22 protein-coding genes are annotated in these 21433 nt (G+C 71.7%); 5 read left to right on the top strand and 17 right to left on the bottom strand.

Annotated elements, in window-relative coordinates:
• Positions 1 to 8 precede the first annotated feature (8 nt).
• Positions 9 to 677, bottom strand: coding sequence for a ThuA domain-containing protein (locus CI089_RS08200; RefSeq protein ID WP_094261006.1), 669 nt, complete (start codon positions 675 to 677; stop codon positions 9 to 11).
• 93 nt (positions 678 to 770) lie between these two features.
• On the bottom strand, positions 771 to 1397 hold the full coding sequence (locus CI089_RS08195) for a TetR/AcrR family transcriptional regulator C-terminal domain-containing protein (RefSeq protein ID WP_179223269.1): 627 nt from the start codon (positions 1395 to 1397) through the stop codon (positions 771 to 773).
• A 154-nt stretch (positions 1398 to 1551) separates the two neighbouring features.
• On the opposite strand from CI089_RS08195, the gene CI089_RS08190 reads away from it, so the two are divergent.
• Positions 1552 to 2799 (top strand): MFS transporter, encoded by a 1248-nt coding sequence (locus CI089_RS08190; RefSeq protein WP_094261004.1) that lies wholly within the window; start codon positions 1552 to 1554, stop codon positions 2797 to 2799.
• Positions 2796 to 4415, top strand: coding sequence for an amidohydrolase (locus CI089_RS08185; RefSeq protein ID WP_094261003.1), 1620 nt, complete (start codon positions 2796 to 2798; stop codon positions 4413 to 4415). The genes CI089_RS08190 and CI089_RS08185 overlap by 4 nt, the downstream gene beginning before the upstream one ends.
• On the opposite strand, the gene CI089_RS08180 is transcribed toward CI089_RS08185, so the two are convergent.
• Positions 4384 to 5091, bottom strand: a complete 708-nt coding sequence (locus CI089_RS08180) for a TetR family transcriptional regulator C-terminal domain-containing protein (protein ID WP_094261002.1) — start codon at positions 5089 to 5091, stop codon at positions 4384 to 4386. The genes CI089_RS08185 and CI089_RS08180 overlap by 32 nt on opposite strands.
• Before the next feature lie 63 nt (positions 5092 to 5154).
• On the opposite strand from CI089_RS08180, the gene CI089_RS08175 reads away from it, so the two are divergent.
• The 3 genes from CI089_RS08175 to CI089_RS08165 all read left to right on the top strand — a co-directional run bounded on the left by CI089_RS08175 (position 5155) and on the right by CI089_RS08165 (position 9456).
• The gene (locus tag CI089_RS08175) at positions 5155 to 6303 is read left to right on the top strand and encodes an agmatine deiminase family protein (protein WP_094261001.1); all 1149 of its coding nucleotides are present in this window, start codon (positions 5155 to 5157) and stop codon (positions 6301 to 6303) included.
• Positions 6300 to 8021 carry an amidase gene (locus tag CI089_RS08170; RefSeq protein WP_094261000.1) on the top strand — a complete coding sequence of 574 codons (1722 nt, stop codon included), beginning with the start codon at positions 6300 to 6302 and terminating at the stop codon, positions 8019 to 8021. Before CI089_RS08175 ends, CI089_RS08170 begins: the two co-directional genes overlap by 4 nt.
• A gap of 67 nt (positions 8022 to 8088) precedes the next feature.
• Positions 8089 to 9456, top strand: a complete 1368-nt coding sequence (locus tag CI089_RS08165; protein ID WP_094260999.1) for a pyridoxal phosphate-dependent decarboxylase family protein — start codon at positions 8089 to 8091, stop codon at positions 9454 to 9456.
• 22 nt (positions 9457 to 9478) lie between these two features.
• On the opposite strand, the gene CI089_RS08160 is transcribed toward CI089_RS08165, so the two are convergent.
• From CI089_RS08160 to folE, 14 genes are all read right to left on the bottom strand, one after another.
• Positions 9479 to 10207, bottom strand: coding sequence for a hypothetical protein (locus CI089_RS08160; RefSeq protein WP_094260998.1), 729 nt, complete (start codon positions 10205 to 10207; stop codon positions 9479 to 9481).
• A gap of 60 nt (positions 10208 to 10267) precedes the next feature.
• Complete coding sequence (gene cls, locus CI089_RS08155; protein ID WP_256977738.1) at positions 10268 to 11737, bottom strand: cardiolipin synthase; 1470 nt, start codon at positions 11735 to 11737, stop codon at positions 10268 to 10270.
• Positions 11738 to 11802: 65 nt separating this feature from the next.
• On the bottom strand, positions 11803 to 11991 hold the full coding sequence (locus tag CI089_RS08150) for a hypothetical protein (RefSeq protein ID WP_094260996.1): 189 nt from the start codon (positions 11989 to 11991) through the stop codon (positions 11803 to 11805).
• A 5-nt stretch (positions 11992 to 11996) separates the two neighbouring features.
• Complete coding sequence (locus CI089_RS08145; RefSeq protein WP_094260995.1) at positions 11997 to 13163, bottom strand: DUF4192 family protein; 1167 nt, start codon at positions 13161 to 13163, stop codon at positions 11997 to 11999.
• A 96-nt stretch (positions 13164 to 13259) separates the two neighbouring features.
• Positions 13260 to 14777: a lysine--tRNA ligase gene (lysS, locus tag CI089_RS08140; RefSeq protein WP_094260994.1), complete on the bottom strand. Its 1518-nt coding sequence runs from the start codon at positions 14775 to 14777 to the stop codon at positions 13260 to 13262.
• A gap of 198 nt (positions 14778 to 14975) precedes the next feature.
• Positions 14976 to 15614 carry a formylglycine-generating enzyme family protein gene (locus tag CI089_RS08135; RefSeq protein ID WP_094260993.1) on the bottom strand — a complete coding sequence of 213 codons (639 nt, stop codon included), beginning with the start codon at positions 15612 to 15614 and terminating at the stop codon, positions 14976 to 14978.
• Entirely contained in the window at positions 15611 to 16315 is a 705-nt protein-coding gene (locus CI089_RS08130; RefSeq protein ID WP_094260992.1) for a DUF2520 domain-containing protein, read from the bottom strand. The genes CI089_RS08135 and CI089_RS08130 overlap by 4 nt, the downstream gene beginning before the upstream one ends.
• On the bottom strand, positions 16312 to 18063 hold the full coding sequence (locus tag CI089_RS08125; RefSeq protein WP_094260991.1) for a PH domain-containing protein: 1752 nt from the start codon (positions 18061 to 18063) through the stop codon (positions 16312 to 16314). The genes CI089_RS08130 and CI089_RS08125 overlap by 4 nt, the downstream gene beginning before the upstream one ends.
• A complete protein-coding gene (locus CI089_RS08120; protein WP_094260990.1) occupies positions 18060 to 18668 on the bottom strand; it encodes a PH domain-containing protein in 609 nt (202 codons plus the stop codon). Before CI089_RS08120 ends, CI089_RS08125 begins: the two co-directional genes overlap by 4 nt.
• A complete protein-coding gene (locus tag CI089_RS08115; protein WP_023952928.1) occupies positions 18616 to 19104 on the bottom strand; it encodes a DUF3180 family protein in 489 nt (162 codons plus the stop codon). The genes CI089_RS08120 and CI089_RS08115 overlap by 53 nt, the downstream gene beginning before the upstream one ends.
• Complete coding sequence (folK, locus tag CI089_RS08110) at positions 19101 to 19649, bottom strand: 2-amino-4-hydroxy-6-hydroxymethyldihydropteridine diphosphokinase (RefSeq protein ID WP_094260989.1); 549 nt, start codon at positions 19647 to 19649, stop codon at positions 19101 to 19103. Before folK ends, CI089_RS08115 begins: the two co-directional genes overlap by 4 nt.
• Entirely contained in the window at positions 19646 to 20014 is a 369-nt protein-coding gene (folB, locus tag CI089_RS08105) for a dihydroneopterin aldolase (RefSeq protein ID WP_094261311.1), read from the bottom strand. Before folB ends, folK begins: the two co-directional genes overlap by 4 nt.
• Complete coding sequence (folP, locus tag CI089_RS08100) at positions 20011 to 20838, bottom strand: dihydropteroate synthase (RefSeq protein WP_094260988.1); 828 nt, start codon at positions 20836 to 20838, stop codon at positions 20011 to 20013. Before folP ends, folB begins: the two co-directional genes overlap by 4 nt.
• Complete coding sequence (gene folE, locus CI089_RS08095) at positions 20835 to 21425, bottom strand: GTP cyclohydrolase I (RefSeq protein WP_023952933.1); 591 nt, start codon at positions 21423 to 21425, stop codon at positions 20835 to 20837. The genes folP and folE overlap by 4 nt, the downstream gene beginning before the upstream one ends.
• Positions 21426 to 21433: the final 8 nt, after the last annotated feature.

The following is a 21433-nucleotide window of genomic DNA, read 5'->3' as shown; positions in this document are numbered from 1 at the left end:
CGGGGGACTCAGCTGCCCGCGACCGCCCAAGCCGCGAGAGCGGCGACGAGCGTGCGGTGCCCCGAGGCTTCGAACGCGCGCGCGTCGTGACCGAGCACGTCGACCGCGACGCGGCCGCCACCGTACTCCCGCACCCACGCCGCGGCCTCCTTCGCGCCGTCGCCCTCGTGCCACGCCACGACGGTTCGCTGCCCGAGCCGCTGCAGCGCGCAGTAGCGCTCATCGTGCGTGTGGAACGTCGTGGGAACCTCGACGGGCACGGCTTCCGGCTCCACCTGCACCGTCATCTCGCCCGCCTCCGGGTGGAACGAGAGCTCGGGCAGCCAGATCGCGCCGAGCGCCGGTGCCCACTCCGGATAATCGCGCAGCGACGAGACGGCCGAGTGCACGGCCAGCACTCCGATGCCGCGCTCGAGCGCCGCGGCGAATCCCGCCACCGACGACGGCGGGGCGCCGCGGGTCAGGCTGCTGCCGCCGCGCCAGGGATCGCCCGCGCAGACCGCGACGAGGTCGTAACCCTCGAGGTTCGCCATGCCCTGGTCGACGTCGTCCGACACGGCGACGTCCCAGTCGCGGTGGCGGAGGATGTCGGCGACCTCGGCCCCGACCTCCGCGAAGGGATGCCACGGGTCGGCGTACCGACCCGATCCGGTCAGGACGAGTGCTCGATGTGACATGGCCGTGTCCCCCTCGCGTGCGTGCTCCCACCGTAGGGGCCCAGCGCCCCACCCGCCGACGGGTTGAGAATCGACGCCGCCTGTGACAGCGGTTCAGTGCTCCGGGTCAGGCGGCGCGCTCGCGGCGAGGCGCGAGCGGAGTCCGTCGAGCAGCACGGCGAGCCCGACCTCGAAAGCGCGGTCGCTGCGTTCGCGACCGCTCGGCCCGTCGGCGATGAGGGCGCCGAGCGTGCGCGTGTCGTTCTCGGGCTCCCAGATGTTCTCCGGCGAGGCCAGGTCGAGACCGAACCCCAGAGCGAACGAATCGATCACGGCGACGATCGAGAGCACGTCCGCGCGCGGGAAGCCTCCCTCGACGAGCGCCGTGGCAAGGACGTCGTACTGTTCGATGACCCCCTCATCAGTGATGGTCTTGCCGACGATGAGCGGAACGAGCGCGGGATGACCGGCATACATGGCACGCTGCAGCCGCACCGTCCGCTCGACGATCTCCTCCCAGGTGCCGCGGGGAAGGTCGGGGGTGTACCGGCGCACGAGACGGCCCCGTACGAGTTCGATGATCGCGTCGTGGCCGTCGACGTGGTGGTAGAGGGACGACGCAGTGACTCCGAGCCTGCGAGCGAGGGCGTTGACCCCGAACGGCGACCCCGAGTCGATCAGCGCCATCGCGGCGTCGGCTATGACGTCTGGCGACAGCAGCGCTTGCCGGGGTCGGGGCATCGGATTCCCTTCGGATCTGCTCAGCCTCAGCGTAATCGCGAGATCCGCCCTTCTCAGATCCGTCACGTGGTGGTAACAATAACCGAATACCGTTCGGTAAACCCGCGAGACCTCGCCTCCGCACACCGTCGTGCCCGAACGAACAGGAGAACCCATGACCGACCTGTCCCTGCGCGTCCCCCTGCGCTGGCCCACCGCGAGCTCGACCTTCATCATCGGCATCGCCGGCTACCTCGGAGTGAACCTCTCGCCGTACATGATCACGGCGCTCCGGGAAGAGCTCGAGCTCGATACCCTCACCGCGAGCTGGATCGTGACCGCGACGCTGCTCGCGACCGCCGTCGCCGGGCTCGCGATCGCGCCGCTGTGCGCAGGCCCTCGGCGCCTCGCGGTCGCGCGGGTCGGCTTGGGGCTCGGTGCGATCGGCTTCGGCGCCGCCGCGCTCGGGGGCATAGGCGCGCTCGTGATAGCGGGACTGTTCATCGGCGGGCTCGGTGCCGGCGGGGCTGTGGCGGCGTCGGGTGCGGCGCTGGCCGCCTTCCGCAATCCCGACCGCGCCGCCGGCTTCTACGGGTTGGCCAACCGGGGGGTCATCACGATCGTCCTCGCGATCGTTCCGCTCATGGGCCTGGCCGCGATCGACGTGTTCGGCACCCTCGCGGTCTTCTCGCTTCTCGGTCTCGCGGCTTCGCGCTGGCTGCCTGCGGCCCCCATGTCCGACGACCGCGGTCCCGCCGCCCCGGCAGAGGCAATGCCGATCGAGATCCCCAGGACCGGCACCCTGCGCGTACGTCGGCCGGCGGAGGCCCGCGCCGCCTGGGCCGGCTTCGGCATCCTGGTCGTCTTCGCCCTCTGGGCCGCCAGCGAGGACTCGCTGTGGGCCATGGCCGGCGTCATGGGAGGAGACCAGACGGGCCTCACGGCAGAAGGGCTCGGTGTAGCGCTGAGCGGCGCGACCGCGGGCGGCCTGCTGGGCTCGGTGGGGTTGATGATCGCCGGCAACCGCTTCGGGCGGGTCATCCCCCTCACGGTGCTGCTGGTGACGGGCGGCGCGCTGAAGATCGCACTCGGGTTCGTCACCGACCCGACCCTGTTCATCGCCGTGTTCATCATCTGGAACACCGTCTACGCGATGTCGTTCATGTTCTTCGTCGCGACGGCCTCCGCACTCGACGAGACCGGCCGCTGGTCGGGTCCGCTCATGGCCGTGTACCTCGTCGGCTCCGCACTCACGCCCGTCATCGGTGCGGCCATCGTGAGCATCGCGGGCTACGTCGGATTCGTCACCGTCCTGGCGGTCGCGAGCCTCGCCCTGGCGATTCCCGCTGCAGCGATCGCGCGGGTCTCGCAACGTGTCGACTCACGGACCGCCCTCGTCCGCGACACCGAGGTCGCGGCATGACGCGCGAGCTCTACACCGGCGGTCGGATCTTCACCGGCGCGACGGATGCCGAGTGGGCGGAGGCCCTGGTGGTCGACGACGGGCGCCTCGCGTTCGTCGGCGACGATTCCGGTGCGCGTTCCGCCGCAGGCGCCGATGCTCGAGCGGTCGACCTCGGCGGGCGTCTCGTCGTCCCCGGGTTCGCAGACGTCCACACCCACCTGGTCATGCTCGGCGAGGCGCTCGGCAAAGTCGAGCTCACCGACGCGCGGGACCTCACCGAGATACAGGAGCGGCTGCGCGCGGCTCGCGAGACTGCACCCCGGGCAACCCGCATCCTCGGCCGGGGATGGCTGTTCGATTCCGTGGGCCCGCAGCGCCCGACCGCGGCGATGATCGACGCCGTCGTCAGCGACGTCCCGGTCTACCTCGATGCGAACGACCTGCACTCATGCTGGGTCAACTCAGCCGCGCTCGCCGAGCTCGGCATCCATGACGACACCCCCGACCCGATCGGAGGCCGGATCTCCCGGGACGCGGACGGGCACGCGGACGGGATGCTGTACGAGACCGCCGCCCAGCAGCTCGCCTGGGGCCTGCTCGCCGAGGTGTCCACCGACGCCGACCGCGACGACGCCGTCGAGCGGATGCTGGCGGCCTACGTCGCGAGCGGCGTGACGACGGTCGTCGACATGGCCTTCGATGACCGCGCACTCGCCGCGCTCCGGAGAGCCGCTGCACGCCGGGGCGGGACGCTCCCCCTGCGGGTGTCCGCGCACTGGCTCGTCGTCAACACCGGCGACCACGAACAGAACCTGGCCCAGGTCGCACGCGCGGCCGAGCTGGCCCGTGAGACCTCGGACGCGGTGATCCGGATCATCGGGATCAAGCTCGTGCTCGACGGCGTGATCGACGCGTGCACCGCCGCAATGCGGCATCCCTACGCCGACGGTTCGAACGCCGAGCCGATCTGGCCCGCGCATCACCTCGATCCCGTCGTCGCCGCAGCCGATGCCGCCGGTCTGCAGATCGCCCTGCATGCCATCGGCGACCGCGCGAGCGACATCGCTCTCGACGCGCTCGAGGCCGCCGCCGCGGCAGAGCCGAACCGCTCTCGCCGCCACCGCATCGAGCACCTCGAGTACGCGGCGCACGAAACGGCGGGGCGGATGGCACGACTCGGCGTGACGGCATCAATGCAGCCCGTTCACGCCGATCCGGCGATCTTCGCCAACTGGGCCGCGATGCTCGGCGACGAGCGGACCGAACGCGCCTTCCCTTGGCGCGAGTATCTCGATGCCGGCGCACGTCTGGCGTTCTCGACCGATGCCCCAACAGCACCCCATGATGCCCTTGCCAACCTGTACGTCGCGGCTACCCGCCGTTCGGCTCTCGATCCCGCATTCGAACCCTACGACCCTGCGGGGGCGGTGACGCTCGCCGAGGCGATCGCGCATGCCACCCGCGAGGCCGCCGCGTCCGTCGTCGGCGCCGAAGACCGGGGCCGACTCGAGGCTGGCTGCGTCGCGGACTTCGCGGTGCTCGACATCGACCCGTTCCGGGACGGCCCGGGCTCGCTGCTCGGCGGCCGGGTCGTGCTGACTGTTATGGGTGGGGAAGTGCAGCATCGCCTGTGAGCAGCGTCTCCGCGTCGATCCCGAGCATCGCTCCCGCCGACAGCGCCATCAGGCGTGAGCGCTCGTCCGCGTCACGCCACGACACGAGGGCGTGCGCGTTGAGTCCGTCGATCATGCCGAGCAACTGCGCGGCGACGGCCTCGGGATCGGTGACACGGAAGCACCCGGATGCGACGCCGGACCGCACGATGCCGGCGAGGAAGCGGGTCCAGGCATCCATCTGGGCCCGCACCCGCTCGGCGAGCGCAGCATTGCGTCCGCCGAGAGCCCAGGACTGCACCCAGACAAGGGTGACGTCCGCACGCGACCCGTCGAGGAGAGTGGCGAGAACAGCCGCGAGGGCTGCCGCGGCACCGGAATCAGCGTCGGTGTTCGAAGCGGGAGTGCGGCCGTCACCGGCGTCGCGAACAGCCCGGCTCGCCCTATCGGCGATCAGGACGAGATCGCGCAGTTCAGCCGCGACGATCGTGTCGAACGCACCGGCCACGACGTCGTCCATGCTCGGGGCATGGTGCGCGACGAGCGCCGGGCCGACGCCGACCGACGCCGCGACGGCACGGAGGGTCACCGCGCTCAGTCCCTGCTCGCGGGCGATGCGCTCGGCGGCGGCGGCGATCTGCGCGCGGCGCTGTTCTCCGCTCAGCCGCGCTCGCCCCGCGGAATCCTTTGACGCCATGCCCGCCAGTCTGTACGCTTCCCAGCAATTGATCAACTGATCAACTAGATCCGGAGGAACGCGATGCCCTGGAGGATGCCGGCCGAGACCGCGCCGCACGAGCGCACCTGGATGGCCTTCCCGCGCGTCGGGTTCACCCTCGGCGACACCGAGGCGGATCGCGCCGAAGGGTACGCCGCCTGGACCGCGGTCGCCCGCGCCGTGGCCGAGTTCGAGCCCGTCTCGATGCTGGTCGATCCGACTGAGACGGCGCGAGCGCGCGACCTCCTCGGCAGCGGGGTCGAGCAGCACGAGACGCCCGTCGACGAGTTTTGGATGCGCGACCACGGTCCCACATTCGTCGTCGACGACGACCGGCCGGGCGTGCTCGGTGCCGTCGACTGGATCTTCAACGGGTGGGGCGCTCCCGACTGGGCAGACTGGCGTCTCTCCGCCGAGCACGCCCGCCTCGTCGCGGCCCATGTCGGAGCGGAGCTGGTCAGCTCGATGCTCGTCAACGAGGGCGGCGGCATCCACGTCGACGGTGCGGGCACCGTGCTGCTGACCGAGACCGTCCAGCTCGACGCGCGACGCAATCCCTTCGCCGACCGGGCGCGCGTCGAGGCCGAGATGCTGCGCACGATCGGCGCCGACACGGCCATCTGGCTGCCCCGCGGGCTCACGCGCGACTACGACGAGTTCGGCACGAACGGCCACGTCGACATCGTGGCGACCTTCGCCGCGCCCGGCCGTGTGCTGCTGCACGCGCAGCCCGACCCCGCGCACCCCGACCACGCCGTGATGCCCGAGATCCGCGCCGCCCTCGAAGCCGCGACGGATGCCGCCGGCCGGCGCCTCGAGATCGTCGACCTGCCCGGCCCCGCGCAGCTGCGCGATGACGAGGGCTTCGTCGACTTCAGCTACGTCAATCACCTCGTCGTCAACGGCGGGGTGATCGCCTGCGGCTTCGGCGACCCCGTGGCCGACGACCGCGCCCGCGGCATCCTCGCCGACGCTTATCCCGGCCGTCGCATCGTGACCGTCGACGCCCGGCCGCTCTTCGCCCGCGGCGGCGGCATCCACTGCATCACGCAGCAGCAGCCCGCCCTGCCCTCTCCTTCCCCTTCCCCTTCCCCTTCCCCCGTCGACTCGCCGAACTCTGCGGATGCCGCCCCCGCCGGACCCGCACTTCCTGGCGACTCGACGAGAAGAGCAGCGGAGACAGAGCGGTGATCGAGGTCTGGGAGGCCTCCATCGGTGAGCTGGGGGCGGCACTCGCGAACGGCGACGCCACGGCTGTCGAGCTCGTCCAGGCCTACCTCGCCCGGATCGACGCCTACGACGGCCCGCATACCGCCACCGCACTGAACGCGATCGTCGTGCGGAACCCGGATGCCCTCGCCGAAGCCCGCGCGTCGGATGAGCGTCGCGCGCGCGGTGAGAGCCGTGGCCCGCTCGACGGCATCCCCTACACCGCGAAGAACAGCTACCTCGTGCGCGGCCTGACCGCCGCTGCCGGAAGCCCCGCGTTCGCGGACCTCGTCGCGCAGCGCGACGCCTTCACGATCGAGCGACTGCGGGACGCCGGCGCCATCTGCCTCGGGCTGACCAACATGCCGCCGATGGCCAACGGCGGCATGCAGCGCGGTCTCTACGGGCGGGCCGAGAGCCCGTACAACGCCGACTATCTCACCGCCCCGTTCGCGTCGGGATCGTCGAACGGCTCGGGAACGGCCACCGCAGCGAGCTTCGCCGCGTTCGGGCTCGGCGAAGAGACGTGGTCGAGCGGGCGCGGGCCGGCCTCGCACAACGCTCTCTGCGCCTACACCCCGTCGCGCGGTGTGATCTCGGTGCGCGGCAACTGGCCGCTCGTCCCGACGATGGATGTCGTCGTCCCCCACACCCGCACGATGGCCGATCTGCTCGCCGTGCTCGACATCGTCGTCGCCGACGATCCCGACCCTCGCGGCGACTTCTGGCGGATGCAGCCCTGGGTCGAGATCCCGGCCGCCTCGGCCGTCCGCCCGCCGAGCTACCGCGACCTCGCCGTCGCGAGCCCCGCCGACGCCCGCGCCGTGCTGGCCGGCCGGCGCATCGGCATCCCGCGCATGTACATCGGCGCCGATCCGGATGCCGGCACCGCCGACTCCCCCGGCATCGGCGGGCCGACCGGGCAGCGCATCGAGACGCGGCCGGGCGTGAAGGCGCTGTGGCGGATGCTCCGCGGTGACCTCGAGGCAGCCGGAGCCGAGGTCGTCGAGACCGACTTCCCCGTCGTGTCGCGCTACGAGAACGACCGGCCCGGCGCGGGGTCCATCGCGACGAACGGACGCGTGAGCACCGAGTACCTGCGCCGCGAGATCGTCGATCTGTCGGCGTGGGCCTGGGACGACTTCCTCCGCGCCAACGGCGACCCCGCCCTCCCCGGTCTCGCAGGCGTCGACGGAGCGCGGATCTTCCCGCATCCCGACGGCGCCCTGCCCGACCGCTACGACGGCTTCGACGACGACATCGCCGAGTACCCCGGCTGGGTCCGCGCGCACCCGGGCATGGCGCTCACCGACATCCCGCATCTCGAGGCCGGGCTCCGCGGACTCGAGGAGACCCGGCGCGTCGACCTCGAGGAATGGATGGATGCCGCGGGCCTCGACGCCGTCGTCTTCCCCGCCGTCGCCGATGTCGCTCCCGCCGACATGGACGTCAACTCCGCGTCGGCCGACATCGGGTGGCGCAACGGCACCTGGGTCGCCAACGGCAACCTCGCCATCCGCCACCTCGGCATCCCGACCGTGACGGTTCCGATGGGACTCCTCCCCGACATCGGGATGCCGGTCGGCCTGACGATCGCCGGACGCGCGTACGACGACAGCGCACTGCTCCGCCTCGGCGCGGCCGTCGAGGCGCTCGCCCCTCGCCGGGTCGCACCACCGCGCACCCCGCCGCTGACCTGACCGCCCCGCCCCGGACGCGCCGCCCCGGCCCCGCCCGACAGAACTACCCTCGACGCAAGGAGGACCCATGACCGAGCGCTTTCCCGCCCGCATGCACGACGTCACCGATGAGACCCGCGCGATCGTCGACCTCGTGCTGGAGTACTCGCGCGGCCGGCTCCTCGCCGAGGACACCCCGCTCGACAAGCCCCTGCCGCTGCCCGAACTGCGGCGCCTGGCCGGGCGCACGATCGACGCGGACGGCATCGGCGCCCGCAAGGCCATCGGCGTCTTCGAGCACATCCTCGCCCCGTCGTGCATCTCGACCGACGACCCCCGTTATCTCTCCTTCATCCCGAGCGCGCCGTCGAAGGCCGCCGCCGCGTTCGATCTCGTCGTCTCGGCGAGCGCGCTCTACGGCGGATCGTGGCTCGAGGGCGCCGGTGCCGTGCACGCCGAGAACGAGGTGCTGCGCTGGCTCGCCGACGAGTTCGGGCTGCCCGCGAGCGCCGGTGGTGTCTTCGTGCAGGGCGGCACGCTCGGCAACCTGTCCGCGCTCGTTGCCGCTCGCGAGACCGCCCGGGCCCGCGGCATCCGACCCGAGCGCTGGCGCGTGGTCTGCAGCTCCGAGGCTCATTCCTCGATCGCTTCGGCCGCCCGTGTCATGGACGTCGACGTCGTCGCGGTACCCGTCGCGGATGACGGCATGCTGCGGGGCGAGGCGGTGCGCGCCGCCCTCGCGGAGCACGGCGAGAGCGTCTTCGCCGTCGTCGCGACCGCCGGGTCGACCAACTTCGGCATCGTCGACGACATCGCCTCGGTGTCGGCGGTCACGCGCGAGCACGGCGTCTGGCTTCACGTCGACGGGGCCTACGGACTCGCCGCGATGCTCTCACCGGTCGCACGCCACCGCTTCGCCGGTGTCGAGAACGCCGACTCGGTCATCGTCGACCCCCACAAATGGCTGTTCGCCCCGTTCGACGCGTGCGCACTTATCTACCGCGACCCCGAGCTCGGGCGACGGGCGCACACGCAGCACGCCGAGTACCTCGACACGCTGACCGAGACCTCCGACTGGAGCCCGTCCGACTACGCCGTGCACCTCACTCGCCGGCCGCGGGGTCTTCCGCTGTGGTTCTCGCTCGCGACGTACGGCACCGACGTGTACCGCGATGCGATCACGCGGTCGATCGAGCTCGCCGAGCGCATCGCGGTCGAGATCGAGCGGCGACCCGAGCTCACCCTCGTTCGCCGCCCGCAGCTCGGCGTCGTCGTGTTCGAGCGAGTCGGGTGGGAGCGGTCGGACTATGCGCGCTGGTCGTCGGATCTGCTCGAGCGTCAGCACGCGTTCGTCACCCCGAGCAGCCACGCCGGTCGGACGAACGCCCGGTTCGCGATCCTCAACCCCCGGACGACCTACGACGACCTGACCGGCATCCTCGACACGATGGCCTGAGCGGCACGCGGGCTGAGCGGCGTCAGCCGATGATGGCGATGCGCTGCTCGTCGCCCGCGGGCGACACCAGCACGATCTCACCCGGACGGGCGTCGTCCGAGACGCCCTCGACCCCGAGCACGCTCAGCCGGGGCGCGTAGTCCATCGTGCAGACCTGATCGGCGGCTCCGGCGGCCTCCGTGGCGCGCACCGTGTCTCCGTCGAGGGCCACGGTCTCGAAGACGGGCGGGCAGCTCGACGAGCCCCAGGTGAGCAGCACCAGGCCCGCATCGTCGAACCAGCCGGCGCTCGGCACCATGTCGCCGATCAGCTCGCCCGTGGGAGCCGTGAGCCCGGCGACCCCGTCGAGCTCCGCGTCACCGGTGTATCCCCCGGCAACGACGATGTCGACGTCCTGCGTGGGGTCGACGCCCGCCGGCAGCCCGACATACGACGCTCGCGGCACGTAGTCACGCGTGCAGGCGGTGCCCTCGGGGTCGGTGAGCTCGACGGTCACCGTCTGTCCCGACGCCGTCACCTCGCCGACGACGGGCTGGCACGAGGAGCTGCCGTAGGTCACGAGACCGACGGCACGCCCGCCGTCGAGCCACGCCGCCTCGACGTCGGCGTCCTGAGACGGCGCCGCCGAGCCGGGCGCGCCGGACGCGGAGGTGCCGGGCGCGGCCCCGCCGGGGGTCGTGGCGCAGCCGGCGAGCGCGAGCGCCGAGAGGAGCAGCAGAGCGGATGCCGCGGTCGTGCGTGTCGTCGTCATGGTCTCATCCTTCCGTCATCCCGAAAGTGTCGCGCCAGCGCGCACCGTCTCAGAAACAGGTCACTGCAGCGCAGAGGTCAGGCGCGCGAGGTTGTCGAGCACCGTCGAGCGCAGCGGCTGCTTCATCCACTCCTCGAGGGTGAGCTCACGCGAGAGCGACCGGTACTGGTCCTCGACCTGACGCAGCTGGGCGATGAACTCCTCGCCACGCACGAGCATGGAGATCTCGAGGTTCAGACCGAACGAGCGCATGTCCATGTTGCTCGAACCGATGATGGCGACGTCGTCGTCGATCGTCAGGCTCTTCGTGTGCAGGATGTAGGGCTTCCGGTACATCCAGATCTTCACGCCCGCCCGCAGCAGCGCCTCGTAGTAGCTGCGCTGGGCGTGGTAGACCATCGCCTGATCGCCCTCCTCCGAGACGAACAGCTCGACCTGGAGTCCGCGCTGGCAGGCCGTCTGCACCGCCAGCAGCAGCCCCTCGTCGGGTACGAAGTACGGGCTGACGATGATCACGCGCTTCTGCGCCGCGAACAGCAGGGCGGTGAAGAGCTTGAGGTTGTTCTGGAACTCGAACCCGGGCCCGGACGGGACGATCTGGCAGTCCAGGTCGCCCGGCCCGCTCTCGAGCTCGAACAGACCCACGTCTTCGGAGGGCGCCGAGCCGGTCTCGCTGTACCAGTCGGAGAGGAACACCGCGTCGATGCTCGCCACCACGGGACCCTGCACCCGCACCATCAGGTCGACCCAGTGCAGGCCACGCTTGATGTTCTTCTTGAGGTTGTAGGTCGAGTCGGTCATGTTCTGCGACCCCGTGAACGCCACCCGGCCGTCCACGACGATGAGCTTGCGGTGATTGCGAAGGTCGGGGCGCTGGTATTTGCCGCGCAGCGGCTGCACCGGGAGCATGTGGTGCCAGTCCGCACCCATCGCCGTGAGGCGCTTCACCGTGGCGCGATAGTTCGGCTTGCCGCGGTTGGCCCAGTAGTCCAGGAGCACACGCACGGTCACACCGCGCGCGGCGACCTCTTCGAGCGCCGCGAAGAAGACGTCGGTCGTCTTGTCGGACTGGAGGATGTAGAACTCCACGTGCACGTAACGCTCGGCTTTGCGCACCTCCTCCGCCATGCGGCGGATGCTCTCCTCGTAATCGGAGATGATCTCCGCGCCGTTGTCGCCCGCGAGCGGCATCGCACCGAGATTGCGGTTGAGCGTGACGACCGAGGTGAACCACGCGGGGGCGTCGGGTCGGAGGGTGCCGAAGTCGAGCCCCTCGCTGGTCTCGCGGATGTACTGGTTGATCTCACGCTGCATCCGGCGCCGCTTCCGCGGCAGGCGCGGGTTGCCGATGAGGAGGAAGAGGAGGACCCCGACGAACGGGATGAAGTAGATCGCCAGCAGCCACGCCATGGCGGCGGTGGGGCGCCGGTTGCGCGGAACGACGATGATCGCGGTGATGCGGATGATGAGGTCGGCGATGAAGACCAGGACGAGCCACCAGCCGGGGAACTCGAACGCGGTGAACTCGATCGTCACGCCGCCCCTCCGATCTCCTCGGAATCAGCGTATCGGGCGCAACCGCTCATCCCACGGGTTCAGGGGGTCGAGCTGTCGGGCGCGGGCGCGAGCCCTCGAGCTGCGCGCTCCTCCGCCTCGATCTTCGCGTACGCCCGGCGCTCGGTCCGATCCATGCGCAGGATGCCGCGGAGGACGAAGACGAAGAGCACCGAGACCACGAGGGTCGGCAACAGCGACCAGATGACCGCGCTCACGTATTCGTCCATGCCCCCTATCGTACGTGTCCCCGCTGATGAAAGGCCCAGTCGGGCAGGTGGCCGATCTGCGCGAACGACAGCAGGATCTCTGCGAGCCCGTGATCGGGATCGATCTCGAGCGCACGCTCGGCGTATGACGCCGCGTGCGTGGATCGACCGAGCGCCCAGGCGAGCCAAGCGCACAGCGCGAGCGGTCCGGGCCGCAGTCGTCGCGGAGCCAGCGCGGCGACCTCGCGCACCACCGCGAGCGCGGCGAGCAGGCGGTCGGGGTCGGGCCTGTCGCCGTCGCCCCACATGATGCGCCCGAGCCGTTCGGGATACTCCTCGCCTCGCTCCCACCGGCGCTGCGCTTCGAGGGCGTCCTCGCCACGGTCGGCATCCGTCGCCCACTGCACGAGGGCGACATCGCGCAGCGACGGGCGCGACAGGCACCACACCAGCAGCGCCACGACGAGGGGGTCGAACTCGGCGGGATCGCCCGCGAGCACCCGCTCGAACAGTCGCGGCGGGTCGTCGAGCTCGCACGCCGCCTCGAGCGCAGCGGGGTCGACGCCGCCCTCCGCCCCCGCGTCGCGCTCATGCCGCCGGCCGCCGCCCACCCGCGGGATACCGCACACCACCGCGAGCGCCGTCTCGAGCGAGCGGAGCGCGCCGCCCACCACGCGGCGTTCTGCGGCGCTGCGCCGCGGCAGCTCGGCGCCCGATGCGTGATCGCGATCGACCGCGGGACCGGGGCCCGGATCGCCGTGCCGCGCAGCGGCCCGCTCGATCTCGGCGAGAGGCCTGCCACCCGCCGGGCACGACGAATCGAGATGCGATCCCCAGCCGTCCGTCGCGACGGTCAGCAGGTCGACGACCCGCACGCCGCAGACGTCGGCTGCCCGGCTCACCGCCGCCAGGACGGGCACCCCCGGCAACCCGTCAGCCGCCGACTCCGGGACGTACGCGATCGCCGTCAGGGCATCGGCATCCGGAATGCGGCACACCATTCCCACGATGGTCGCGGCGGCACTGTCGAGGTCACCGAGCGCGCCGGCCGGCAGGTCGACGCGCATCGCCCCGAGGCTCCGCGACCCCGCGAAGGGCACCACGACGAGGCTGCGGCTCGGAGCGAAGCCGAGCAGATGAGGAACGAGAGAGAGGAAGTGCGCGGCATCCGCGGCGCGAACAGTCGTGGTCATGCAGACCAGGCTGGCGCCGGGCGAGGCGGAGCAGAGCCCGGCCGGACCAGGATGTGGAAACCCGGACGGCCCTTCTGAACTCGCAGGAATCGACGGTTACTTGACCAGCGGGAAGAGGATCGTCTCGCGGATGCCGAGCCCCGTGATGGCCATGAGCAGGCGGTCGATGCCCATGCCCATGCCGCCGGTGGGCGGCATCCCGTGCTCGAGGGCGCGCAGGAACTCCTCGTCGACGCGCATCGCCTCGTCGTCGCCGCGGGCGCCGAGCTTGGCCTGCTCGACGAAACGCTCGCGCTGGATGACCGGGTCGACGAGCTCGGAGTAGCCGGTCGCCAGCTCGAAGCCGCGGACGTAGAGGTCCCACTTCTCCACGACACCCGCGATCGTGCGGTGCTCGCGGACGAGCGGCGACGTGTCGACCGGGAAGTCCATGACGAAGGTGGGGCGCTCGAGCCCGCCCTTGACGAAGTGCTCCCAGAGCTCTTCGACGAGCTTGCCGTGCGTCGCGACCTTCTCGGGCACGACGACGCCCACCTCCGCGGCGAGCGCCTGGAGCTCCTCGAGCGAGGTCTGGGGCGTGATGTCGCGCCCCGCGGCGGCCGAGAGCGAGTCGTACATCGAGATGCGGTCCCACTCGCCCCCGAGATCGAACTCGGTGCCATCGGCCCACGTGACGGTCGTCGAGCCCGCGACGGCGATCGCCGCGTTCTGGATGAGCTCCTGCGTCAGATCGGCGATGCCGTTGTAGTCGCTGTACGCCTGATAGGCCTCGAGCATCGCGAACTCGGGGCTGTGGGTCGAATCGGCGCCCTCGTTGCGGAAGTTGCGGTTGATCTCGAACACGCGGTCGATGCCGCCCACGACCGCGCGCTTGAGGAACAGCTCGGGCGCGATGCGCAGGAACAGCTCGGTGTCGAAGGCGTTCGAGTGCGTGATGAACGGGCGCGCGGCGGCGCCACCGTGCTGCACCTGCAGCATCGGGGTCTCGACCTCGAGGAAGCCGTGCTCGTCGAACGTGCGACGCAGCGATGCGTTGACCTTGGCGCGGGCCACGACGGTCTCGCGTGCGGTGTCGCGCACGATCAGGTCGAGGAAGCGCGAGCGCACGCGACTCTCCTCGCTCAGCTCGGAGTGCAGGTTCGGCAGCGGCAGCAGCGCCTTCGACGCGATCTGCCAGGCGGACACCATGATCGACAGCTCACCACGGCGGCTGGAGATGACCTGACCGGTGACCGAGACGTGGTCGCCCAGGTCGACGAGCTCCTTCCACGCCTGCAGCGACTCGTCGCCGACCTCGGCGAGCGAGACCATGGCCTGGATACGGCTGCCATCACCCGACTGCAGCGACGCGAAGCAGAGCTTGCCGGTGTTGCGGCTGAACACGACACGTCCCGCGACGGATGCGGTCACGCCGGTCTCGGCGCCCGCCTCGAGGTCGGCGTAGCGCTCGCGCAGCGCCGGGATGGTGTCGGTGACGGCCACGGCGACGGGATAGGCGCCGCCGGCGGCATCCGCTCGTTCGCTCAGCAGCCGCTCGCGCTTGGCGAGGCGCACGGCCTTCTGCTCGATGACGTCGTCGGCGTCGTCGACGGGGGGCACGGGCGCGTCGCTCATGACAGAAAAACTCCTCGGGATTCGACGTGCCAGTCTACCGAGCGCACCGCGGCTGCTTCGCGATGCACCGGTGCTCGGCGATACACCCGTCGGACCGGCGGTGCTGGTGTCGCCTGGGCGGCGCCGCGGCACGACTCCAGCACCGCCGGTCCGACGAATGTGCACCCAGAACGCCGCCGGCAGCGCCGAGCCAACCGGCTACGCGACCGCGCCGCGGGCGACGCGCAGGCCGATGTCGTCGTGCGCGCTGTCGGCGCGCGCCCCGCGGCGCGTGCCCGCCCGCACGGATGTCGCGGCGTCGGCGAACCCGCCGCCCCGGAACACGCGGTCGCGCGAGCCGGTGTCGGGCGCGAAGAGGTCCCAGCACCACTCCGAGACGTTGCCGAGCATGTCGAACAGGCCGAAGAGGTTCGGATGCCGCCTGCCCACGTTCTGCGGCGACGAGAGATTGTCGGCCGCGGTCCAGGCGATCTCGGCGAGCGGTCCGTACTGCGCCGCCCGCGAACCCGCACGGCAGGCGTACTCCCACTCGATCTCCGTCGGCAGCCGGTACCCGTCGGCGTCGTCGTACCAGTGCACCTCGTCGCCGTCGACGGCGTAGGCCGGATCGAGTCCCTCCCACTCCGACAGCGCGTTGCAGAAGCGCACGGCCCGCAGCCACGACACCGCGACGGCCGGGCGGCGGGGGTGCGCCGCGGTGACCCCGAGCACCTCCCCGAGCTGCTCCTCGGTCACGGGATAGACGCCGATCTCGAAGGACTCGACCCGTGGCCCCCGGCCCGCGCCGGCGACGGGCAGCTCTCCGGCCGGGATGCGGGCGAGCTCGACGTCGCTCACAGCAGTTCGTCGTCGGGGTCAGCGCCCCGGCCCGCGGCGGTGAGCGCACGGTCGACCGTCGAATGCACGAGCGTCGAGAGGAAGCGCCCCGGGGCGTCGACTCCGGCATCCTCGAGCAACGCGGCCGACTGGTGGACGATCGACGCGGCGAACTGCGTCGCGGTCGCGATCGCCTCGCCGTAGGCCGGACGGTCGGCGTCGGCGACGACGACGGGCTCGCAGCCCAGCTCGACGGCGAGCGCCTGTCCGATCGGCAGGACGGCAGCCGGCGCGGTCACAGCGGCGTAGGCGCCCGCGAGCTGGCGCAGGTCGAGGGTCGATCCGGTGAAGGCGATCGCCGGGTGCACCGCGAGCGGGATGGCTCCTCGCGCGGCCGCCGGCGCCAGTACGTCGAGCCCATGCCCGGGGTCGGTGTGCAGCACGAGCTGCCCGACCTGCCAGGCGCCGAGCTCGGCGAGACCGCCGACCAGCGGACCGAGCTCATCGTGCGGCACCGCGATCACGACCAGTTCGCTCCGGCGCACGACCTCGTCGGCGTCGAGCACGGGCACCCCCGGGATGACCGCGTCGACGCGTTCCCGGTCGGACCCCGCGGTGACGCCGGTCAGCGCGTGGCCGGCACCCGCGAGCGCCGCGCCGATCACCGGTCCGACCCGCCCCGCGCCGATGATGCCGACGCCCAGGCGCGAGCTCGCGGTCATCGCCCGCTCTCCGGTGACGTCTCCCCCGCGGGAGGCGGCACGGGGCTGGGGCCGGCACTCGGGCTGGGCGCCGGAACGGGCGTCACCGGCTCGACGGCATCCGTCAGCGCGTCGGCATCCGTCATTCCAGCGGCATCCGTCGTCTCCGCCCAGCGGTGCGAGCGGTCGGATGCCGCCGCCGCGACGGCCACCCGGGCGACCCGCTCGAACGCCGCGATCGCGTCATCGCGGTCGATGCCCGCGACGGCGGTGAGCACCGGACCCGAGACCGTGTGAGCGCGCAGCGTTGCCACCCGCAGCCCGCGCGAGACCGGGCCCTGGTGCAGCGCGACCGACTGCAGCCGCGCGAGCGGCAGCACCGCGAGCATGCGCCAGATGAGCCCGCGTCGCAGCATCAGCAGGTCGCCGTTGATCGCAAGACCGTTCCGCCGCCACGACAGCAGACGCACGATGCGTGCCCGCCGCGGCGTCGTGACGTATCCCCCGGCGGACGAACCGCCGAGCACACCGTCGCGGACGATCGCCGCGCGCTCCTCCTCGCTGACCGACGGCAGGATGAGGCCGAGCACCCGCTCGACGTCGGCGAGCGTGCCGACGGGAAGGACCGTGGTGAACTGATCGGTCGTCGTGTCGGACGCGCTCCGGCCGGTCATGCGGTTGATCCGAACCGTCCACCACCCGAATCCGCGCCAGAGGATGGACTGCGTGATCTCCACCGCGTGGATGCGTCCGGGAGGCAGGATCTCCGACACGGTCGTGAGCAGTCCGAACGTCACGCGCACGCCGTCGCGTGTCGGCGCGATCGAGTAGCGCAACGACTTCACGATCGTCCGCACCCAGTACGCCCCGAAACCGAGCAGTGCCGGGAAGTAGGCGAAGAGCACCCAGAACACGCCCTGCGACAGGGCGATCGCGAGCGCGGTGGCGCCCGCGAGGATCACGACGGTGCCCCAGCTGGCGAGCTGCGACCCGATCAGTCGCCCGGGCGGGATGCGCACGACGGACTCGGGCTCAGCGGCATCCGCATCGTCGCCTTCGATGAGACCGGTGATGCCGCGGGCGACGGTGTCGGCCACCGCGATGCGCGCGCCGCCGGCCGCTGCCGCGGCAGCCCGCTGCTCGGCCAGGCGCTGCCCCGAGGCCAGCCTCAGGATGTCGGCGCGAATCGTCTCGGCGTTGCCGGTGGAGAGGTACTCGAGCTTGACGTTCGCGTCGGTGCCCGCGCCGACGATCTCGAGCTTCGCCGCGCCCAGAAGCCGCGCGACCGCGGGGCGGGTGAGGTTGACGCCCTGCACCCGGTCGAGCGGCGCGCGGCGCTGCGTGCGCGAGAGGATGCCGCTGCGCACCTCGACGTCGTCATCGGTGATGCGGAAGGTGTGGAAGCGCCACGACAGGTAGAACGCCCCGATGATGAGCGCGAGCACACCGAGGGTGACGAGCAGGGCGATCAGCAGGAGGTTGTTCGCCAGCACCCAGCCGATCGGATCGCCGGCGGCCTCGTACTCCTCCCACTCCTCGATCGGGGCGTCGGGCGCGAGCGCCGGCACGAAGATGCTGACGAGCCGATCGCGCATGTTCGCGACGACGATGCCGAGCACCACGAGCAGCGCCAGTCCGCCGCGCAGCAGCGGCGTCAGCGGATGCAGCCGGTGCCACTCGCCGTCGCTGAGCGGAGAGCGGACGAGCTCGGACGGCGGAGCGGAGACCGCCGCGCCGGCCGGGGGCGGGGTCGGAACGGGATCGGTCACAGCCCGGTCCGCCGCGATTCCGCCACCGACATGAGGTGGTCGCGCAGCGCCTCGGCGGCCTGCTGCGTCAGGCCCGGGATCACGACGCCCGTCGCCGCAGCGGCGGTGACGAACTTCAACTGCGCGATGCCGAAGCCGCGATCGAGCGGCCCGTGCGTGATGTCGACGAGCTGCATCCGCCCGTAGGGCACGGCCACCATGCGCTGCCACAGGATGCCGCGACGGAAGACGAGGTCGTCCTCGCGGAGCTGGTAGCCGATCGAGCGCACCTGGCGTGGCAGGATCGCCATGCCCGCGACGGTGAGCGCGATCAGGATGATGCCCGGGATCAGCGCCCACGACTGATCGGCCACCAGGAGCAGCACGAGCATCACCGCGACGACGATCGCCAGGATGAACCCGTTGCTGATCAGCTGCACGGCGAGGTACTTCCGCGAGATCTGGTGCCACACGCCCTGCTCGAGGGCGAGGCGCCCGGCGCCGCGCGGCTCGCGGATGCGGTCGTAGGTGCCGGCATCGAGGGTGGCGTCGATCGCGCTCGGCTCCGCAGCGTCAGTGGTGGGAGGGAGTGGCGTCGGGCTCGGGTGGTCCGGGCTGGTCGTCATCGTCGTCCTTCCGAATGGTGCAGAGCTGTTCTGCGATCACGCCGGCCGCCACGAGCACCACGGCTCCGACGATCGCGGCGACGACCGCTCCCGTTGAGCCTACTGACGGCGGGACCGGCCGTGTGAGAAGGAAGAGCAGGAGGCCGACGCCGACACCGCCGACGAGCGCCCCGACGATGCTCGACGCCTTCGCGAGCATCGCGACGCGCACCGCCCGGAACGGGTCGACCCGCGGAGCCTGGCCCCGGGTCGCCCGGCGGATCGGCAGGGCGAGGGCGATGACCGAGACTCCCAGCAGCACGAACAGCACGGGGAGCATGACCGACGGGGTGAATGTCGCGCGGCCCGCACCCGTGAGCACCTGATCGATGACGAACCCCGCGGCGATGCCGAGCACCGCCGACACGATGAGGGTCGCGGGAGACGTGCGTCTCACGTCGCGCTCCCGGGCAGAGACGCCAGCAGCGCATCGACGCGCCCGCGTCCGGAGAGCACGGCGTCGGGGTCGACCGCGAGCCACGGCCGGAGCACGAAGTCGCGCTCGTGAGCACGCGGATGCGGCAGCACGAGGGCCGGGGTGTCGCAGACGACGTCGCCGTGCGCGATGAGGTCGAGATCGAGCGTGCGATCCTGCCACCGGGCCTGGTCGGCCGAGCGCGGGGCCCGGCCGTGACGCTCCTCGATCGCGTGCAGGTAGCCGAGCAGCACGCTCGGGGCGAGCCTGGTCTCGACGAGGGCCACGGAGTTGAGATACGCGGGGGCCGCGGCATCCGGGCCGTCGAGGGTCAGCGCGACCGTCTCGATCGGCTCGGCGGCGCGCACCACCCGCGTCAGCGGCAGCCGGTCGAGGTCCGCGATCGCGCCCGCGACGGTCTCGGCCCGGTCGCCGAGGTTCGCGCCGATCGCGACGACGGCTCGTCGCGCGGCGGGGTTCTCGGCCGGACGGGCCTCGGGCGATTCCTGGGCGAGGCGGCGGCTCATCGGTTCTCCCGTCGTCGAGTGAGGGTCACGCTGACGTCGCCGAACGGCACCGCGATGGGCGCCTGCGGCTTGTGCACGGTCACGGCAACGGCATCCACGCGATCGAAAGCGAGGGCCGCGAGGGCGATACGGTCGGCGACCGTCTCGATGAGGTCCGCGGGCTCGCCCGACAGGATCGCGGCGACCTGCTCGGCCAGCTCCCCGTAGTGGACGGTGTCGGCGACGTCGTCGCTCGCGGCGGCGTCGGCCAGCGAGAGGTGGAGCTCGACGTCGGCGATGAACTCCTGCCCCTCGCGTCGTTCGTGCTCGTAGACGCCGTGGTACCCGACGGCCCGGATGCCGCGCAGCGTGATGCGATCGCTCATGAGCCCTCCCGCCACCGCGAGCGCACCGCCAGCGCGTCTCGGGTCGTCGCGACATCGTGCACCCGCAGGCCCCACGCACCGGCGTCGGCGGCCAGCACGCTCGTGACGGCGGTCGCGAGGTCGCGACGGTCGATATCGGTGGCGCCCGCGTCGGTGCCGTCCGCGCCGGGGGCGTCTCCGATCGCCTCGCGCAGGAAGCCTTTGCGGCTCGTGCCGACGAGCACCCGTTTGCCGAGCCCGACGATGCGGTCGAGGCGGTGCAGCACGGCCCAGTTCTGCTCGCCCCGTTTGCCGAAGCCGATGCCCGGGTCGAGGACGATGCGCGAGGGGGCGATGCCGGCCGCGGCCGCCGCGCTCACGCGTTCCTGGAGCTCGGCGACCACTTCTCCGACGACGTCCTCGTAGCGGGCTGTGGCGTACATGTCCGTCGAGTGTCCGCGCCAGTGTCCGATGACGACGTCTGCGTCGGATGCCGCGACAGCGGCGAACATATCGGGATCGGCCAGACCCCCCGAGACGTCGTTGACGATCCGGGCCCCGGCGGCGACGGCGGCTGCGGCGGTACCGGCGTTCATGGTGTCGACACTCACGACGATCCCGAGCGCCGCGAGCGCCTCGATCACCGGGACGACGCGTCCGCGCTCGAGGTCGGGGTCGACGCGTTCGGCGCCCGGGCGGGTCGACTCGCCGCCGACGTCGACGATGTGGGCGCCGGCGCGACGCAGCGTCTCGGCATGGCCGATCGCGGCGTCGAGATCGAGGTACCGCCCGCCGTCGCTGAACGAGTCGGGCGTGATGTTGAGGATGCCCATGATCGCCGTCATGCCGCACCGCCCGAGATCAGGGCGATCAGCTCGGCCCGCTCGGCCGGCTCGGTGTAGACGCCGCGCGCGGCGACCGTCACGGTCGAGGCATCCGTCTGACGTCCGCCGCGCATCGTGACGCACTCGTGAGCGGCATCCAGCACGACCAGCACGCCGCGCGCGTCGAGCGCACCCGCGATCGTGTCGGCGATCTGCTCGCCCAGACGCTCCTGCACCTGCGGCCGCGCCGCCAGGGTGTCGACGACGCGCGGAAGCGCGCCGAGCCCGACGACCTGCTCGCCCGGCAGGTACGCGATGTGGGCGTGGCCCGCGAAGGGCAGCAGATGGTGCTCGCAGAACGAGCGGAACCGGATGCCGCGCACCATGACCGCGCCCGACGGCAGCGTGTCGGGTGCCGGACCTCGCGCCACCGAGATCGTGTGTGCGAGCGGTTCGGCGGCGTCGGCGCCGACTCCCGAGAAGAACTCGGCGTACGCGTCGGCGACCCGCTGCGGGGTCTGCTTCAGCCCGGGACGGTCGGGGTCCTCCCCGATCGCCTCGAGCAGGTCGCGCACGAGGGCGGCGACGCGTTCGCGATCGACGGCCACGCCCCGAG

The sequence above is a fragment of the Microbacterium sp. Yaish 1 genome, assembly GCF_002245215.1.
Lineage (GTDB): Bacteria > Actinomycetota > Actinomycetes > Actinomycetales > Microbacteriaceae > Microbacterium.
This window is presented reverse-complemented; position numbering and strand designations above follow the sequence as displayed.

Excerpts from the sequence above, each read along its gene's own strand:
- CI089_RS08200 (WP_094261006.1), bottom strand. The coding sequence starts at position 677 with ATGTCACATCGAGCACTCGTCCTGACCGGATCGGGTCGGTACGCCGAC.
- CI089_RS08195 (WP_179223269.1), bottom strand. The coding sequence starts at position 1,397 with ATGCCCCGACCCCGGCAAGCGCTGCTGTCGCCAGACGTCATAGCCGAC.
- CI089_RS08190 (WP_094261004.1), top strand. The coding sequence starts at position 1,552 with ATGACCGACCTGTCCCTGCGCGTCCCCCTGCGCTGGCCCACCGCGAGC.
- CI089_RS08185 (WP_094261003.1), top strand. The coding sequence starts at position 2,796 with ATGACGCGCGAGCTCTACACCGGCGGTCGGATCTTCACCGGCGCGACG.
- CI089_RS08180 (WP_094261002.1), bottom strand. The coding sequence starts at position 5,091 with ATGGCGTCAAAGGATTCCGCGGGGCGAGCGCGGCTGAGCGGAGAACAG.
- CI089_RS08175 (WP_094261001.1), top strand. The coding sequence starts at position 5,155 with ATGCCCTGGAGGATGCCGGCCGAGACCGCGCCGCACGAGCGCACCTGG.
- CI089_RS08165 (WP_094260999.1), top strand. The coding sequence starts at position 8,089 with ATGACCGAGCGCTTTCCCGCCCGCATGCACGACGTCACCGATGAGACC.
- CI089_RS08160 (WP_094260998.1), bottom strand. The coding sequence starts at position 10,207 with ATGACGACGACACGCACGACCGCGGCATCCGCTCTGCTGCTCCTCTCG.
- CI089_RS08150 (WP_094260996.1), bottom strand. The coding sequence starts at position 11,991 with ATGGACGAATACGTGAGCGCGGTCATCTGGTCGCTGTTGCCGACCCTC.
- CI089_RS08145 (WP_094260995.1), bottom strand. The coding sequence starts at position 13,163 with ATGACCACGACTGTTCGCGCCGCGGATGCCGCGCACTTCCTCTCTCTC.
- lysS (WP_094260994.1), bottom strand. The coding sequence starts at position 14,777 with ATGAGCGACGCGCCCGTGCCCCCCGTCGACGACGCCGACGACGTCATC.
- CI089_RS08130 (WP_094260992.1), bottom strand. The coding sequence starts at position 16,315 with ATGACCGCGAGCTCGCGCCTGGGCGTCGGCATCATCGGCGCGGGGCGG.
- CI089_RS08120 (WP_094260990.1), bottom strand. The coding sequence starts at position 18,668 with ATGACGACCAGCCCGGACCACCCGAGCCCGACGCCACTCCCTCCCACC.
- folK (WP_094260989.1), bottom strand. The coding sequence starts at position 19,649 with ATGAGCCGCCGCCTCGCCCAGGAATCGCCCGAGGCCCGTCCGGCCGAG.
- folB (WP_094261311.1), bottom strand. The coding sequence starts at position 20,014 with ATGAGCGATCGCATCACGCTGCGCGGCATCCGGGCCGTCGGGTACCAC.
- folP (WP_094260988.1), bottom strand. The coding sequence starts at position 20,838 with ATGACGGCGATCATGGGCATCCTCAACATCACGCCCGACTCGTTCAGC.